This window comes from Neisseria sp. GT4A_CT1 (assembly GCF_000227275.1).
Taxonomy (GTDB): Bacteria; Pseudomonadota; Gammaproteobacteria; order Burkholderiales; family Neisseriaceae; genus Neisseria.
In genome coordinates, this window is record NZ_JH164967.1 from 357422 (window position 1) to 373649 (window position 16228).

General features: G+C 53.3%; 14 protein-coding genes and 2 pseudogenes. 10 read left to right on the forward strand and 6 right to left on the reverse strand.

Going from position 1 to position 16228, the window contains the following annotated elements:
- Window positions 1–289 (forward strand): annotated as a pseudogene (locus HMPREF1028_RS08465) (transposase); the annotation flags it as partial.
- Between the two features lie 234 nt (window positions 290–523).
- Here the strand turns inward: HMPREF1028_RS08465 and edd are convergent.
- A complete protein-coding gene (gene edd / locus HMPREF1028_RS08470) occupies window positions 524–2359 on the reverse strand; it encodes a phosphogluconate dehydratase (protein WP_009312373.1) in 1836 nt (611 codons plus the stop codon).
- A gap of 463 nt (window positions 2360–2822) precedes the next feature.
- Between edd and zwf the strand changes: the two genes are divergently transcribed.
- The 6 genes and pseudogenes from zwf to pgi all read left to right on the forward strand — a co-directional run bounded on the left by zwf (window position 2823) and on the right by pgi (window position 9026).
- Window positions 2823–4268 (forward strand): glucose-6-phosphate dehydrogenase, encoded by a 1446-nt coding sequence (gene zwf, locus HMPREF1028_RS08475; protein ID WP_009312374.1) that lies wholly within the window; start codon window positions 2823–2825, stop codon window positions 4266–4268.
- A gap of 216 nt (window positions 4269–4484) precedes the next feature.
- Window positions 4485–5180: a 6-phosphogluconolactonase gene (pgl, locus tag HMPREF1028_RS08480; RefSeq protein WP_009312375.1), complete on the forward strand. Its 696-nt coding sequence runs from the start codon at window positions 4485–4487 to the stop codon at window positions 5178–5180.
- On the forward strand, window positions 5161–6162 hold the full coding sequence (locus HMPREF1028_RS08485; RefSeq protein WP_009312376.1) for a glucokinase: 1002 nt from the start codon (window positions 5161–5163) through the stop codon (window positions 6160–6162). Before pgl ends, HMPREF1028_RS08485 begins: the two co-directional genes overlap by 20 nt.
- Before the next feature lie 49 nt (window positions 6163–6211).
- Window positions 6212–7060 carry a DNA-binding transcriptional regulator HexR gene (gene hexR / locus HMPREF1028_RS08490; RefSeq protein WP_003776986.1) on the forward strand — a complete coding sequence of 283 codons (849 nt, stop codon included), beginning with the start codon at window positions 6212–6214 and terminating at the stop codon, window positions 7058–7060.
- A pseudogene (locus tag HMPREF1028_RS14745) lies at window positions 7050–7175 on the forward strand (IS5/IS1182 family transposase); the annotation flags it as partial. The gene hexR and the pseudogene HMPREF1028_RS14745, both read left to right, overlap by 11 nt.
- A 207-nt stretch (window positions 7176–7382) precedes the next feature.
- The gene (pgi, locus tag HMPREF1028_RS08495) at window positions 7383–9026 is read left to right on the forward strand and encodes a glucose-6-phosphate isomerase (RefSeq protein ID WP_009312377.1); all 1644 of its coding nucleotides are present in this window, start codon (window positions 7383–7385) and stop codon (window positions 9024–9026) included.
- Window positions 9027–9202: 176 nt separating this feature from the next.
- On the opposite strand, the gene imm47 is transcribed toward pgi, so the two are convergent.
- The 5 genes from imm47 to HMPREF1028_RS08520 all read right to left on the reverse strand — a co-directional run bounded on the left by imm47 (window position 9203) and on the right by HMPREF1028_RS08520 (window position 13353).
- A complete protein-coding gene (gene imm47 / locus HMPREF1028_RS08500; RefSeq protein WP_003776977.1) occupies window positions 9203–10003 on the reverse strand; it encodes an Imm47 family immunity protein in 801 nt (266 codons plus the stop codon).
- 110 nt (window positions 10004–10113) lie between these two features.
- Entirely contained in the window at window positions 10114–10317 is a 204-nt protein-coding gene (locus tag HMPREF1028_RS08505; protein ID WP_003768561.1) for a DUF2788 domain-containing protein, read from the reverse strand.
- Between the two features lie 117 nt (window positions 10318–10434).
- Window positions 10435–11604, reverse strand: coding sequence for an O-succinylhomoserine sulfhydrylase (gene metZ, locus HMPREF1028_RS08510; RefSeq protein WP_003776974.1), 1170 nt, complete (start codon window positions 11602–11604; stop codon window positions 10435–10437).
- Between the two features lie 240 nt (window positions 11605–11844).
- Window positions 11845–12435, reverse strand: coding sequence for a DUF3465 domain-containing protein (locus HMPREF1028_RS08515; protein WP_009312378.1), 591 nt, complete (start codon window positions 12433–12435; stop codon window positions 11845–11847).
- Window positions 12436–12540: 105 nt separating this feature from the next.
- Window positions 12541–13353 (reverse strand): hypothetical protein, encoded by an 813-nt coding sequence (locus HMPREF1028_RS08520; RefSeq protein ID WP_009312379.1) that lies wholly within the window; start codon window positions 13351–13353, stop codon window positions 12541–12543.
- A 102-nt stretch (window positions 13354–13455) separates the two neighbouring features.
- Here HMPREF1028_RS08520 and HMPREF1028_RS08525 point away from each other — a divergent pair, with 102 nt between their 5' ends.
- From HMPREF1028_RS08525 to HMPREF1028_RS08535, 3 genes are all read left to right on the forward strand, one after another.
- Window positions 13456–13707, forward strand: a complete 252-nt coding sequence (locus tag HMPREF1028_RS08525; protein WP_003768589.1) for a hypothetical protein — start codon at window positions 13456–13458, stop codon at window positions 13705–13707.
- Window positions 13708–13780: 73 nt separating this feature from the next.
- The gene (locus HMPREF1028_RS08530; RefSeq protein ID WP_009312380.1) at window positions 13781–14623 is read left to right on the forward strand and encodes a basic amino acid ABC transporter substrate-binding protein; all 843 of its coding nucleotides are present in this window, start codon (window positions 13781–13783) and stop codon (window positions 14621–14623) included.
- A 342-nt stretch (window positions 14624–14965) separates the two neighbouring features.
- Complete coding sequence (locus tag HMPREF1028_RS08535; protein WP_009312381.1) at window positions 14966–16198, forward strand: multidrug effflux MFS transporter; 1233 nt, start codon at window positions 14966–14968, stop codon at window positions 16196–16198.
- The last annotated feature ends 30 nt before the right edge of the window (window positions 16199–16228 follow it).

Sequence of the window (16228 nt, forward strand, 5' to 3'; positions counted from 1 at the left end):
AGTTTGGTCGGCATTGCCCGCACCCGAGGGAGAGCGGGGAACCAAATTCAAAGCCGCTGCTTTGGCGGAAGGTCTGCGGTGCGTAAGGCACTGTATATGGCTACCGTGGTAGCGACACGTTTTTGAACCGCTTATTCGGGATTTCTACCAACGCCTGCTGTCCAAGGGTAAGCCGTATAAGGTTGCCGTTACGGCATGTATGCGCAAACTGCTGACGATATTGAATGCCCGGATGCGTGATTACTTTGCCGAAAACGGTACCACCGAAAACGGTATCCGAACGGCTTGATTTGAGTTTTGGTATTTTTGCCCGACGGGGTGAAAAATACAGTTGCTACGTCTTTGGTTTTGTTCGTGGGCAAAGCCCACGCTACATCTGCTGCGTTAAAACGGGACGGGATTATAAATTTCAGACGACCTTTGGGGCTGTAGGTCGGATTCTTGAATCCGACATCTTGAACTTAAACCGCTTCAATAATTTTTCAGACGACCTTCCGTTTGAAAAGGTCGTCTGAAACGTGCATCAGGCAAATTCGCCGCCGAAGCTCATGGCACCGGTTTCTGCGCTGCTGGTCATGCTGCGGAAGTTGGCGAAGAGTTCGCGGCCGCAGCCTTGTTGGTTCGCGCTCAAGTCGATGTGTTCGACTTCGCGGGCGTTCCATTCGGCCTCGTTAATCAGGACGTTGAGTTCGCCGGTAACGGAGTCGAAGCGGATCAGGTCGCCGGTACGGATTTTGGCGATGTTGCCGCCCATCAGGGCTTCGGGCGTCATGTGGATGGACGCGGGCACTTTGCCGGACGCGCCGGACATACGGCCGTCGGTCAGTAGCGCCACTTTGAAGCCGCGGTCTTGCAGGATGCCCAAAGGCGGGGTCAGTTTGTGCAACTCGGGCATACCGTTGGCGCGCGGGCCTTGGTAGCGGACGACGCACACAAAATCGCGTTCCAACTCGCCGCGTTCAAACGCTGCCAACACTTCGCGTTGGTCGTTGAACACGATGGCGGGCGCTTCGATGATGCGGCAGCCTTCGCGCACGGCGGACACTTTAATCACGCCGCGTCCGATATTGCCTTTCATCAGGCGCAGGCCGCCGTCCGGGGAGAACGGGTTGTCGACTTTGCGCAGGATGTCGTCGTTGCCGCTGGTTTCGGGGGCTTCGCGCCATTCGAGTTTGCCGTCGATGAGGAAAGGTTCTTTGGTGTAGTGGCGCATACCGTGTCCGACGACGGTATCGACATCGTCGTGCAACAAACCTGCGTCCAGTAATTCGCGGATAACGAAAGGCAGGCCGCCTGCTGCGGTAAAGTGGTTCACGTCGGCCTTGCCGTTGGGGTACACGCGGATGAGCAGCGGGATGATGGAGGAAATTTCGTCAAAGTCGTCCCAGTTCAAAATCACGCCTGCGGCGCGCGCCATGGCGACGAGGTGCATGGTGTGGTTGGTCGAGCCGCCGGTCGCCATCAGACCGATCAGGGCGTTGATGAAGGATTTTTCGGTCAACATTTCGCCCAAGGGTTTGATGGTGCCGTTTTTGATGCCGCGTGCGAGGTGTCCGGCAGCGTAGCGGGTCAAGGCTTCGCGCAGGTCGGTATAGGGATGGACGAAAGCGGCGGCGGGCAGGTGTACGCCCATCATTTCCATCATCATTTGATTGGAGTTTGCCGTGCCGTAGAAGGTGCAGGTACCGGGGCTGTGGTAGGAACCCATTTCGCTTTTCAAAAGTTCGTCGCGGCCGACTTTGCCTTCGGCGAAAAGCTGGCGGGTGCGGGCTTTTTCTTTATTGCCGATACCGCTGGACATCGGGCCTGCGGGGACGAAGATGCCCGGAATATGACCGAACGAAAGCGCGCCAATCATCAAACCCGGTACGATTTTGTCGCACACGCCCATAAACAGGCTGCCGTCGAACATTTGGTGCGACAGGCCGATGGCGGTACTCATGGCGATGACGTCGCGGGAGAACAGCGACAATTCCATACCGGCGTAGCCCTGCGTGATGCCGTCGCACATGGCGGGCGTACCGCCGGCAACTTGCGCGGTTGCGCCGTTTTTCTGCGCTTCGTCTTTAATTTGGTCGGGGAAGTCTTTAAACGGCTGGTGTGCGGAAACCATGTCGTTGTAGGCGGTGATGATGCCTAAGTTGGGGACGGTGTCCTGAAGCATTTCGATTTTGATGCTTTTGGGCATGGAGGCGTAGCCGTGCGCCAAGTTGCTGCAACCGAGCTGGTTGCGCTCCAGCCGTCCCATTTGTTTGGCGCTGCGGATTTTCGCCAGATATTTTTCGCGGGTCGGACGGCTGCGTTCGATGATGCGCTCGGTGATTTCGGCGAGCTTGGGGTGGATAGGAGTGGGATTCATGTTCGGTCTCCTGTCGGAAGGGGTGGTATGGGATTTTTGTTTGCGCGTTTCTGATTTTTTGTATTGGGTGTGGGGCGTTCAGCGTTTCAGACGACCTTTCAAACCATGCAAGGGGTCGTCTGAAAGCCTCACTCTATCTATGCAGGCTATTATAATACAAAACCTGTAATTTAGTTACAAAATAATCTGCTAAATGTAAGAAATTTGATTTAAATCGTGATATGCGTCATTTGTGAAAATCTACCAGACCAAACTCATCAAACTTTTAAACTAAGTCAAATAATTTGTAAAAATGAGAATAGACAAAATGTGTAGCCATGTGTAGTATTACTACTCATTAGCCCGCCTGTTTTGAAATTTTGATGCAGGCGATTGGTTTCCATTGCTTTTCTGCCGAAACCGCCCGTCTTTCACGGCATCCGGCGGCGCCGGCACAAGGCCTTCCTCAACGAGAGATAAAACGATGAGTACACAAACAAATTTTGATTTGGTGTTGTTCGGCGCGACCGGCGATTTGGCAATGCGTAAGCTGCTGCCTTGTCTGTATCAGGCGCACGTTGCAGGGTTGCTCAATCCTCAGGGTCGTATTTTAGGTGTCAGCCGCAGCGATTTGGATACGGCGGGCTTTTTGGCAAAAGTGGAAACCAACTCCAAAATCCATGTCAAACAAAACTTTTCAGACGACGCCTGGGCATCGTTCGTCAAACGCATCGAATATTTGAAAGTCGACGTTACCCAAGAAGCCGATTTTGCCGCTTTGGGCGAAAAAGTCAAAGCCCGCAAAGAGACCGACAACGTCATCATCTATCTTTCCACCGCGCCGAAATTCTTCGCGCAAGCCTGCGAAAACCTTGCCAAAGTCGGACTGAACGCCGACAACGCGCGCGTCGTTTTGGAAAAACCGCTGGGTACCGACCTCGCCTCTTCCCAACAAATCAATACCGATGTCGCCCGCTACTTCAAAGAAAGCCAAATCTACCGCATCGACCACTACTTAGGCAAAGAAAGCCTACAAAACCTGCTGGCGCTGCGTTTTGCCAACGTGATGTTCGAGCCGTTGTGGAACAACAAATATATCGAAAGCGTACAACTGACCATCGCCGAACAGCTCGGCGTGGAAGAACGCGGCGAGTTCTACGACATTACCGGCGCGCTGCGCGACATGGTGCAAAACCACCTGATGCAAATGCTGTGCATGACTGCGATGGAAGCACCCGCCAGCTTGGATGCCGACGCAGTGCGCGATGAAAAAGTCAAAGTCATCAAATCATTGAAACCGCTGACCATCGAATCTGTCAACGAAAACGTCGTGCGCGGACAATACACCGCCGCCAAAGGCATGAACGGCTATCTGCAAGAAATCAACGTTCCGCAAAACAGCTTCACCGAAACCTACGTCGCCATCAAAGCCGAAATCGAAAACGACCGTTGGAAAGGCGTTCCCTTCTATCTGCGCACCGGCAAACGCATGGCGGGCAAAGTGGCAGAAATCGTATTGAACTTCCGTCCGCTGCAAAACCATATTTTTGAAAACAGCCAAGCCACGCCAAACCGTTTGGTTATCGAATTGCAACCGACCGAATCCGTACGCCTCTATACGCAGATGAAAACGCCGGGCGCAGGCAACAAAGTCGAAATCGTGCCGCTGGCAGCCGACTTGGACAAAGTCCTCGAAGGCCGCCGCGCCGAAGCTTACGAACGCCTGCTGCTGGACGTCATCAACGGCAAGCTCGCCCTCTTCAACCGCCGCGACGAACTCGAAGCCGCTTGGGAATATGTGATGCCGATTTTGGATAACTGGGCAAGCAACACCACCCCGCCGCACGGCTACGACGCGCATTCATGGGGTCCGGAGGCCGCCCGCGAACTGTTGGCGCGCGACGGACACAAGTGGCACGAAGACCAGTAAAGCCTTTTCAGACGACCTTTGTTTGAAACGTTCACGGTTCAAAAAGGTCGTCTGAAAACCATAAGGCGGCAGATTAGGCGTTTCCGCCGACATTCTCGCCGCCATCGACAATACAGGCTCTCACTTACTTTCCCGCTCACAAACACTGCCTTTCAGACGACCTCCTGCCCCCTTCTTAACAAAAAGGTCGTCTGAAAACAGAGAAAGGACACTTTTATGTTCGTTTGGCATGAATACGAAAACGCAGCAGCCGCTTCAGAGGCTTTGGCAGACGCAGTCGCCGTCGCGCTGCAAAACGCGCTGAATAACAAAGGCAGCGCAGTGTTGGCAGTTTCCGGCGGCCGCTCGCCGATTCCCTTCTTCCAAGCCTTGTCACAAAAAGATTTGGACTGGCAAAAAGTCAGCATCACTTTGGTTGACGAGCGCATCGTGCCGACGACCCACGCCGACAGCAACACTGCCCTAGCACACGAATACCTGTTGCAAAACAAAGCCGCCGCAGCGACTTGGATTCCCGTTGTCGAAGCGGGTAAAACTGAAACTGAATTACAACCCGACAGCGTCGTTGCCTACGCGCTGAAACATTACAAACAACCTGACGTACTGATTTTGGGCATGGGCGGCGACGGACATACCGCCTCCCTCTTCCCGCAAGCGCCGCAGCTGAAGGCAGCCATCAACGAATCAGACGACCCGACCCTCATCCACACCACGCCCGTTACCGCGCCGCACGAACGCGTCAGCATGACCTTGGGCGCCATCGCCAAAACGGAAAACGTCTTTTTGGCGATTCAGGGTGCGGAGAAAAAAGCCGTGTTCGACAAAGCCGCCGCGCGCGCCGATTTGGAATATCCGACCAGCCTGGTATTGAACCATCAAGGAGTGAACTGCCATGTCTTCTACTCAAACTGATATTCAACAACCCGTCGGCAAAAACTATCCGCGCCTGGTCGCCGACATCGGCGGCACCAACGCCCGCTTCGCGCTCGAAACCGCCCCGCATCAGATTGAAAAAGCCCAAGTCTTGCCGTGCAAAGACTACGACACCATCGTCGATGCCGCCAAAGCCTATTTGGAACAGGCAGGCGGAGCCGAAGTCCGGCACGCCGCCTTCGCCATCGCCAACCCGATATTGGGCGACTGGGTGCAAATGACCAACCACCACTGGGCGTTTTCCATCGAAACCACCCGTCAGGCACTGGGGCTGGACACCCTCATCCTCTTGAACGACTTTACCGCGCAGGCATTGGCGGTAACGCAGACTTCAAGCAAAGACCTGATGCAGGTAGGCGGGCATAAACCCATCGAATTCGCCCCCAAAGCCGTCATCGGGCCGGGAACCGGTTTGGGCGTGAGCGGACTGGTGCACAGCCCCGCAGGCTGGGTGGCGCTTGCCGGCGAAGGCGGCCATTCCAGCTTCCCGCCGTTTGACGACATGGAAGTTTTGATTTGGCAGTATGCGAAAAACAAATACGGCCATGTTTCCGCCGAACGCTTCCTCAGCGGCGCAGGTTTGAGCCTGATTTACGAGGCACTCGCCAAACGCGACAAACTGAAAAACTACCGCCTCAAACCGTCCGAAATCACCGAAAAAGCCTTAAGCGGCACGTCCCCGCTCTGCCGTCAGACTTTGGACATCTTCTGCGCCATGCTCGGCACGGTCGCCTCCAACCTCGCCCTGACGCTGGGCGCGCGCGGCGGCGTGTATTTGTGCGGCGGCATCATCCCCCGCGTTTTGGAATATTTTAAAACCTCACCTTTCCGCAGCCGCTTTGAAAACAAAGGCCGTTTCGAAGCCTATCTCGCCGCGATTCCCGTCTATGTCGTCTTAAGCGAATTTCCGGGCATCACCGGCGCAGCGGCGGCACTCGACAACCACTTGAAAAACGTTTAATCACACAAGCCGCCCCGACAAGGGGCGGCACACACCGAAGGGCATATTTATGTTAAGCAAAATCAGCGAATCACTGTCAAACCTGTCGGGCGCAGAACGCAAAGTCGCCGAATGCGCCTTGGCGGAACCCAAATGGTTTGTCCATGCCGCCGTCGCCGAAATCGCCGAGCGCGCATCCGTCAGCCAGCCGACCGTCATCCGTTTTTGCCGCAGCCTGGGCTACAAAGGACTGCCCGAGTTCAAACTCGCCCTGTCCGCCAGCATAGGCCACGAAGGTATGCCCTACGTCCATGAAGAGCTCAACGCCGACGACGACATGAGCATCGTTGTCGAAAAAGTATTGGGCAACGCCGCCGCCTCCATTTTGGGCGAACGCCGCTTCCTGAAAGAGTCCGAACTGGAAAACGCCATCGCCACCCTGATGCACGCGCGCCGTGTCGAGTTTTACGGCGTCGGCAACTCCGGCATCGTCGCCCAAGATGCGCAACACAAATTCTTCCGCTTCGGCATTTCCACCGTCGCCTACGTCGATACCCACACCCAACTGATGGCAGCCTCCGTCCTGTCCGACCAAGACGTCGTCGTCGCCATTTCCAACACCGGCTCGTCCATCGAGCTTTTAGACGCCGTCAGCATCGCCAAAGAAAACGGCGCGTCCGTCATCGCCCTGACCCGCAACGACTCCCCGCTGGCACAGCTTGCCGACTGCGTATTGAGCATCGCCACGCAGGAAAACGCCGAACTCTACACCCCCATGGTGTCCCGCCTGCTGCAACTCGCCGTCATCGACATCCTCGCCATCGGACTCGCCCTGCGCCTGGGCGATGCCGCCAGCCTGCAACTGCAAAAAAGCAAAAAAAGCATACACAACAAACACATCGATTACGACAAAGACTAAACAATATAGTGGATTAAATTTAAATCAGGACAAGGCGACGAAGCCGCAGACAGTACAGATAGTACGACAAGACGAGGCAACGCCGTACTGGTTTAAAGTTAAGCCACTATACATTTTCAGACGACCCGACATATCCCAAGGTCGTCTGAAAATACCGACCAAAAAATCAGTGCCGCCGTTTTTCTTCAATGTTGCCACCCAACCCCAATAACGGCAGACCCCGCATTCACACCCAACCCTAAAAACGGAAACCCACCCGTTCCCGTTTCAGACGACCTCGCGGCCGTTTTCCCACAAAACCGTCCAACCTCAGGAGCATCCGATGAAACACCTTCACGACTTACCGGCTTGGTCAAAATTATGGATACATTTTGACGAAACCAAAGAACAACACATGCGCGAAATGTTCGATCAAGACCCGCAGCGTGCCGAACGCTACTGGCTGCAAGTCGGCGGACTAACGCTGGATTACTCCAAAAACCGCATCAACGACGAAACCATGGCACTGTTGTTCGAGCTTGCCCGTGAAGCCGGCGTACCCGAACGCATGCAGCAGATGTTCCGCGGCGAAAAAATCAACACCACCGAAAACCGCGCCGTCCTCCACGTCGCCCTGCGCAACCGCACCAACTCCCCCATCGTCGTTGACGGCAAAGACGTCATGCCCAAAGTCAACCACGTCCTCCAACGCATGGGCGAATTCGCACATGAAGTCCGCAGCGGCAGCTGGTTAGGCTACACCAACCAAGTCATCACCGACATCGTCAACATCGGCATCGGCGGCTCCGACCTCGGCCCGCTGATGATGTGTACCGCGCTCAAACCCTTCGGACACCCCCGCCTCAACATGCACTTCGTCTCCAACGTGGATGGCTCCCAACTGCGCGACGTATTGTCCAAAGTCCACCCCGAGACCACCCTCTTCATCATCGCCTCCAAAACCTTCACCACCCAAGAAACCCTCACCAACGCCCTGACCGCGCGCAAATGGTTCCTTGACCACGCAGGCGACGAAGCCGCCGTCGCCAAACACTTCGTCGCCGTCTCCACCAACCAAAAAGCCGTCGCCGAGTTCGGCATCGACACCGCCAACATGTTCGAATTTTGGGACTGGGTCGGCGGACGATACAGCCTCTGGTCAGCCATCGGCCTGCCCATCATGCTCTATTTGGGCGAAGAAAACTTCATCGAAATGCTCAACGGCGCGCACCTGATGGACCAACACTTCATCAACACCCCGCTCGAGCGCAACATGCCCGTCATCCTTGCCCTCATCGGCATCTGGTACATCAACTACTACGGCGGTGGCAGCCACGTCATCGCGCCTTACGACCAACACCTCCACCGCCTGCCCAAATTCATCCAGCAGCTCGACATGGAGAGCAACGGCAAACAAGTTACCCTCGACGGCAAAGCAGTCGGCTACGAAACCTCCCCCATCATCTGGGGCGAAACCGGCATCAACGGTCAGCACGCCTTCTTCCAACTGCTGCACCAAGGCACCCACATCACCCCGATCGACCTCATCGCCTCGCTTGAAAAACGCAGCAACCTGCGCGGCCACCATGAAATCCTACTCGCCAACGTCTTCGCCCAAGCCGAAGCCTTCATGCGCGGCAAAACCCCCGACGAAGTCCGCGCCGAACTCAAAGCTCAAGGCATGGAAGCAGAGCGCATCGAAGAGCTGGTTCCGCACAAAACCTTCTCAGGCAACCGCCCGACCAACCTCATCCTCATGGACAAAATCAACCCCCGCAACATGGGTAGCCTGATCGCCATGTACGAACACAAAACCTTCGTCCAAGGCATCATCTGGGGCATCAACAGCTTCGACCAATGGGGTGTCGAACTCGGCAAACAGCTCGCCAAAACCATCCTCGCCGAGCTGACTGGCGAAACCGGCGTACAAAAACACGACAGCTCCACCACCCGCCTGATCAACCTTTATCTGAACGCCAACAAATAAAGACAGCCCCATCAGGACAAAAGGTCGTCTGAAAACCCAGATTCAAGGTTTTCAGACGACCTTTTTGTCTGAAAGAGTTGATAAATATAGCAGGAATTCAAATAAGGAATAACGGCAGCATGGCGGTTTGCCATTGAAGCTGCCATGCATTTATGGATAGCAACATTCCTTCCGTTTTATAAATTTTCAACGGGGTGTCCATAAAAATACTTCATACCCTCTATCCAGTTTTTTTCGGCTAACCGATCGATATAGCCAATCATCAAATCAAGCTCATTTCTCGAGATGACCGCATCAGTCTCAACCGGAATTTTTTCGCCCGTAAAGATAGATAAAAGAGAAGATTGGACATAGAGATTATATTTTTCCCTCTTTTGTGCGGCAACATATAGAGCAGTCATAATTTCTTGCGTCAATAAACCGGGGAAGGCGGGAGAGGACTTATAGTAATAACAATCTGAATCTATGGTTTTTATCTTATCCAGATATAAATTTCCTACATCATCCAAGGTTGCGTTTTCCGATAATGTTGAACGATAGTTGAGGAAAATATCCAACGCATCTTTTATCGCTATTTCTAAATTACTGTCAAAGCCATCCCATTGCCCCCACAACGCTAAAAGGTATGGAATGACTTGGTATGACATTGTTGCCGTTGCGCCGACAACGAAGGTAAAGGCACCAAATGACGATGCGGAATCCAAAAAACGCAAATTCCCAATGTTTTGCAAATCATCGTGTGTACACACCGAACAAAACAGCCTAATACACAAATTTAATACCGTTTTATCTTTTGTTTGGTTCATCAGGTCGACTAAAAGGTTTTTGACGGAAAAGTCTCCTTTTTTCATGATTTCGACAATGAGCAATATGCGTTCGCGCTCTTCCTGAACCGAAAGCAAGCTGCCCTTTAGTTCATCCAAACTCATCTGATTGACTTTGCCATACCAAATTCCGGGCAGTAATACTTCAATCATGTACCAAGCTCCTATCTTAAACTTTGCTGTCAAAATGCAAAGGTCGTCTGAAAAAGCCCGTATCCGGGGTTTTCAGACGACCTTTCCCTTATTCTTCTTAGTTTGCCGCCTCAAGGCAGGGCGATGAATTTAATCAGCACTTCTTTGAAAATAAAGCCGAACACGCCCAAGCCCAATACCAGGAACAAAATCGCGATGCCGAATTTGCCCGCCTTGGATTCTTTGCCCAAGTTCCAGACGATAAAGCCCAAGAAAATAACCAGTCCGGTCAGACAGATTTTCATCGCCCAATCGGAAAATTCCGCTTCACTCATAATCGATTTCCTTATTTGATGTTGTGTGTATTTTAATGTTTTCAGACGACCTTTGAAACGCCAAGAGGTCGTCTGAAATGTAATGGTTCAGCAAATGCCGTCCGTCGGGCGTTTGGCTTAACGCGCCAACGCCTGTTTCAAATCGTCAATCAAATCATCGACGTATTCCAAGCCGACAGACAGGCGCACCAGTCCGGGGCGGATATTGGCGGCGAGTTTTTCTTCGGGCTGCATTCTGCCGTGTGTGGTTGTCCACGGGTGGGTAATGGTCGAGCGCACGTCACCGAGGTTGGCGGTACGGGAGAAGAGTTCGACGCCGTCCACGACTTTCCACGCGGCGTCAGTGTCGGCGACTTCAAAGCCGATGACGATGCCGCCGCCGTTTTGCTGTTTGCGGATAAGCTCCGCCTGCGGATGGTCGGGCAATCCGGTGTAGTAAACGGCTTGAACCTGCGGCTGCGCTTGCAGCCATTGGGCGATTTTCAGGGCATTATCGAACTGTTTTTCCATACGCAGCGACAGGGTTTCCACGCCGCTCAACAACTGCCATGCGTTAAACGGCGACATCGCCAGCCCGCAAGAGTTGCAGTAAACGGCGACCTGCGTCATCAGTTCTTCCGAACCCGCCAACACGCCGCCCATCACGCGTCCGTGTCCGTCGATGGCTTTGGTTGCGGAGGAAACGGAAATATCCGCGCCGTGTTTCAAAGGCTGCGAGCCGACAGGCGACAGCAGGCTGTTGTCCACCACCAAAAGCGCGCCGATGCTGTGCGCCAATTCTGCCAAGGCTTCCAAGTCGGCCACTTCGCCCAAGGGGTTGGAAGGTGTTTCCAAAAACAGCAGTTTGGTGTTGGCTTTGACGGCGGCTTTCCATTCGTCCACATCTGTCGGCGACACATGGCTCACTTCGATGCCGAATTTGGTGACGATGTTATTGATAAAGCCGACGGTCGTGCCGAACAGGCTGCGGCTGGAAATCACATGGTCGCCCGCCTGCAGGAAGGTGAAAAACGCCGCCTGAATCGCGGACATACCGGTCGAAGTGGCGACCGCGCGTTCCGCGCCTTCTAAGGCGGCGATGCGTTTTTCAAAAGCGGCTGTGGTCGGATTGGCAGTACGGGTATAAGTGAACCCTTTGATTTTCTTGGAAAACAAATCGGCGGCATGTTGGGCGCTGTCCCACATGAAGCTGCTGGTGAGGAACAATGCCTGATTGTGTTCGCGGTATTCGGTTTGCTCTTTGCCGCCGCGTATGGCGAGCGTCTGCGGGTGGAGTTTTTTACTCATTTGTTTTCCAATCTTGTTCAGCAGGTTTGTTTGATGTCTTATAGTGGATTAACTTTAAACCAGTACGGCGTTACCTCGCCTTGTCCTGATTTAAATTTAATCCACTATAAATAAGAGAAGCCATAGGTTAACTTGTTAACATTTTGCGCTTATTTGCGCCGTCTTTCAAGTTTGACGGCAAATAGCAAAAGGTCGTCTGAAAACGTTTTTCAGACGACCTTTTGCAACCGTTCCAAGCTTTTATTGATAAACCCTTCCGTTGTGCTCCAGCCAGCCGTCGGCATGGCGGCCTGCGGGGTCGTGGTGCGTCCAATGGAGGACGCCGCCCTGTTCCGACCATTCGTATTCGCCGTAGAAGCCGACTTTATCGCCTTTTTTCAAACCTTTGATTTTGTCAGCGAGGTCGATGTTGTGCGCCACTAAAAGCGTTTGCCCGCTGGACAGTTTCAAGATAAAACGCTGATGGCGCGTGCCTTGATTGTCGTCGGGCAGCGTTTTGAGAACGGTACCTGCGCCTTTCACCTGAATATCGCTCTGTTGGTTTTCAAAGGCTTGCTGCAATATTTGTTCCGCACTGCCCTGCCCTGCTTGGCGGTCGGATTTCGGCTGCTTCGGTTGCGATTTTTTGGATTCAGACTGCTCAGATTGGCGTTTTCCCGCTTGGGTTTGGGGCTGCGTTTGGGTTTGTACCGCATCCACTGCCTGACCCTGCCGCCCCTGCTGCATTTTTTGATAACCGACTACCACGGCGGCAACAATCAGTATCCAAATCCATTTGTTTTTGTTCATAAAATCCACGCCCAAAAAAATGCCCGACGGTTCATCGGGCATAAATTATTTGAAAGGAGTTAAATCACGATAACGTGAGCCGCCATTATATACAAAATCGGCGGAAAAATCAGCATTTTCAGTCCGATACCTGAAGCGGCGGCGTGATCACGCTTTTTTGTTTCCCTGACTGTATTTCATTTCGTATTTGATGTCGTTCAGGATTTTTTTCACGTTGTAATCCAAAAGCTGTTCCACCAAATCGGGCGCCTGTTCGCTGAGGGTTTGTTGGAGCTGGTAGGTAAACAACGCCATTTGTTTCTGCACGGCGGTGCGTATCATGCCGTTGACGGCATCGGCAACGTGCGGGCGCAGGCGTTTGATTAAACGCTCGCTCAGGTCTTGCTCGGAAATGCAGAACACTTCCCTGCGGTTGATAACCTGCGGGTTCAACACGTTGATATGGACGGTAATCGGCGGCGTTTCTTCTTTGGGGTCGTCTGAAACCTGCTCTTGCGCCTGCGGATTTTCGTTTTCAGACGACGTTGTCTCTGCTTTTGCGGGCGCGTCAAATTCGACCGTTTTACGTTTCGGGTTCAGCCAAACCGTGCGCGTGGACTCGATTTGCCTGTCGGACGCGCTCATTTGCAGCGAAGACTGCGCGTTCAGCCAGTTTTCCTGCAAAATCACCATCGCATCGGTCTCCGCCGTTTCAGCGGCTTCTTCCTCCAGCATGGCGTTGTGTTCCTCCTGCCATTTGCGCAGATATTCCGTCAACACGGCATCGCGGTTGGCATCGTCGAGCTTGACCGACTTGGCTTTGGGCTTCTGCTCGAAGGCAGGCTCTTGAGATTCGCGCACCAAAGGCGCGTGTGTGTAAGGTGCGTTCAATTGGCGGGTTTGCCGCAGCTTTTCCAAGCGGCTTTCCCAATCCAGGCTTTCATCCGTTTGTTGTGGCGTATCGGGACGATTCGTATCCATTTTTAGCTTTCGTTCTTCCGTTGTGTCATTTCATTTCACGCGCATAGCGAATGCCGTGATTTGCTATAATGCGGTATTTTAACAGATTCCCAGGAACACATCATGAGCAGCATCGAACAACGCCTCGAATATTTGGAAGAAGCCAACGACGTTTTGCGTATGCAGAACCACGTCCTCGCCACCGCCCTCAAAGGCCTGATCCGTTCGCTGCCGTCCGACATGGCAAACGAAGCCGTCGAGTCCATCCAGCTTGCCTTTGAAGACGCACTCGCCGAATTGAACTACGAAGACAGCCCGCATACCGACCTCTTCCATGACGTAACCTACGCTTTTTTCCGCGAAAAAGACCACTGACGCGTAGCGACTTCCCCAAACCGTGTTAAACTATCCGTTTATTTATTAATATCCGTAAAGAAGGAACCTCCCCATGAACATGAAAAAATGGATTGCAGCCGCCCTCGCCTGCTCCGCGCTGGCTCTCTCCGCCTGCGGCGGCCAAAGCAAAGACGCTTCCTCGTCAGCCCCTAAAGCCGACAAAGTGTACCGCGTCGCCGCCAACGCCGAATTCGCCCCTTTCGAATCATTGGATTCCGCCGGCAACGTTGAAGGTTTCGACGTTGATTTGATGAATGCGATGGCAAAAGCCGGCGGATTCAAAGTCGAATTCAAACACCAGCCTTGGGACAGCCTCTTCCCCGCACTCAAAAACGGCGATACGGATATCGTCATCTCCGGCGTAACCATTACCGACGAGCGCAAGCAGTCCATGGATTTCACCGACCCTTATTTTGAAATCACCCAAGTCGTCCTCGTTCCCAAAGGTAAAAAAGTCGCCTCTTCAGACGACCTCAAAAACATGGCGAAAGTCGGTGTCGTTACCGGACAAACCGGCGACTTCTCCGTTTCCAAACTCTTGGGCAACGACAATCCTAAAATCGCCCGCTTCGAGAGCGTTCCTTTGGTCATCAAAGAGCTGGAAAACGGCGGCGTGGATGCCGTAGTCAGCGACAGCGCGGTCATCGCCAACTATGTGAAAAACAACCCGACCAAAAGCATGGACTTCATCACCCTGCCTGATTTCACGATTGAAAACTACGGCATTGCCGCACGCAAAGGCGACGAAGCGACCATCAAAATGCTGAACGAAGCGCTGAAAAAAGTACGCGACAGTGGCGAATACGACAAAATCCACGCCAAATACTTCGCCAAAGAAGGCGATAAAGCGGCAGCCGCCAGCCAAGCAGCCAGCCAACCTGAAGCAGCCAAATAATCTGTTTCAACGTTCTTAAGCAATAAGAAAGGTCGTCTGAAAGCCTGTATCGCGGGTTTCAGACGACCTTTTATAGTGGATTAACTTTAAACCAGTACGGCGTTGCCCCGCCTTAGCTCAAAGAGAACGATTCTCTAAGGTGCTGAAGCACCAAGTGAATCGGTTCCGTACTATCTGTACTGTCTGCGGCTTCGTCGCCTTGTCCTGATTTAGTTAATCCACTATATGTCGGACTCCGTTCCGAAGGCAGTATTGTGCGGCTTAACCCTACCCTCGTTATCCGATAGCCAAGTCTTTCCGAACCAAGCCGCCGCAGAAAATCAAACACACAGAAAGTCCCTTATGTCCCAATCCACACCCGCCCCGCTGGGCGAAAAGCAAATGGCGGTTTTGATGGCGATGTTGGTTGCCCTGATGCCGTTTTCGGTTGATGCCTACCTGCCCGCCATTCCGGAAATGGCGCAGTCGTTGAGCACGGATATCCACCGCATTGAGCAGAGTTTGGTTTTGTTTATGTTCGGCGTGGCGTTCGGTCAGATTGCCGGTGGCGCGGTTTCGGACATCAAGGGACGCAGACCGGTGGCTTTGGTCGGTTTGAGCATTTATTTTGCGGCCGTTGTCGCGCTGACGATGGTGCAGTCGGTAGACGGGCTGTTGAACCTGCGCGCCGTACAGGCGTTCGGAGCGGGGATGACGGTGGTCATCGTCGGAGCGATGGTGCGCGATTATTATTCGGGCAGGCAGGCGGCGCAGATGTTTGCCTTAATCGGCATTATCCTGATGGTCGTGCCGCTGATTGCGCCTATGTTCGGCTCGATGTTGCAGGATTTGGGCGGCTGGCGTTTTATTTTCGGTTTTTTGGCGGCGTATTCGTTTGTTTTGTTTATCTTGGTTTTTACTTTCCTGCCGCGTCCGAAGCAGACGGGCAAAATCAGGATGGACATTTTCGGACTGGTGGCGGGTAGGTTCGCCAGAGTGCTGAAAACGCGGGCGGCGATGGGCTATCTGTTTTTTCAGGCATTCAGCTTTGCGTCGATGTTTGCATTTTTGACGGAATCGTCTTTTGTTTACCAAAAGCTGTACCATGTGACGCCGCACCAATATTCTTGGGCCTTTGCGCTGAACGTCCTTACGATGGCTTCGTTCAACCGCATCACGGCATGGCGGCTGAAAACGGGGGCGCACCCGCAAAGTATTTTGAAATGGGGCATTATCGTGCAGTTTGTGGCGAACCTGACGATGGTGCTGTTGGTCGTATCGATGGGGCTGCCGCCGATGTGGGCTTTGGTGCCATGCGTAATGTTTTCGGTAGGCACGCAAGGCTTGGTCGGCGCAAACACACAAGCTTGCTTTATGGCTTATTTCAAGCAGGAAAGCGCCAGCGCAAATGGGGTATTGGGCGCGTTCCAATCCATCATCGGCGCAAGCGTAGGGCTGTTGGCAACGCGGCTGCACAATGGTTCTGCGTTGGTGATGGCGGGCATGATGCTGGCTTCGACGGTATGCGGGATTGTGTTGCTGTGGCTCTGCTCGCATCAGGCTTGGAAGGAAAACGATAAAAGCGAATATGTGTGAATATAGTGGATTAACTTTAAACCAGTACGG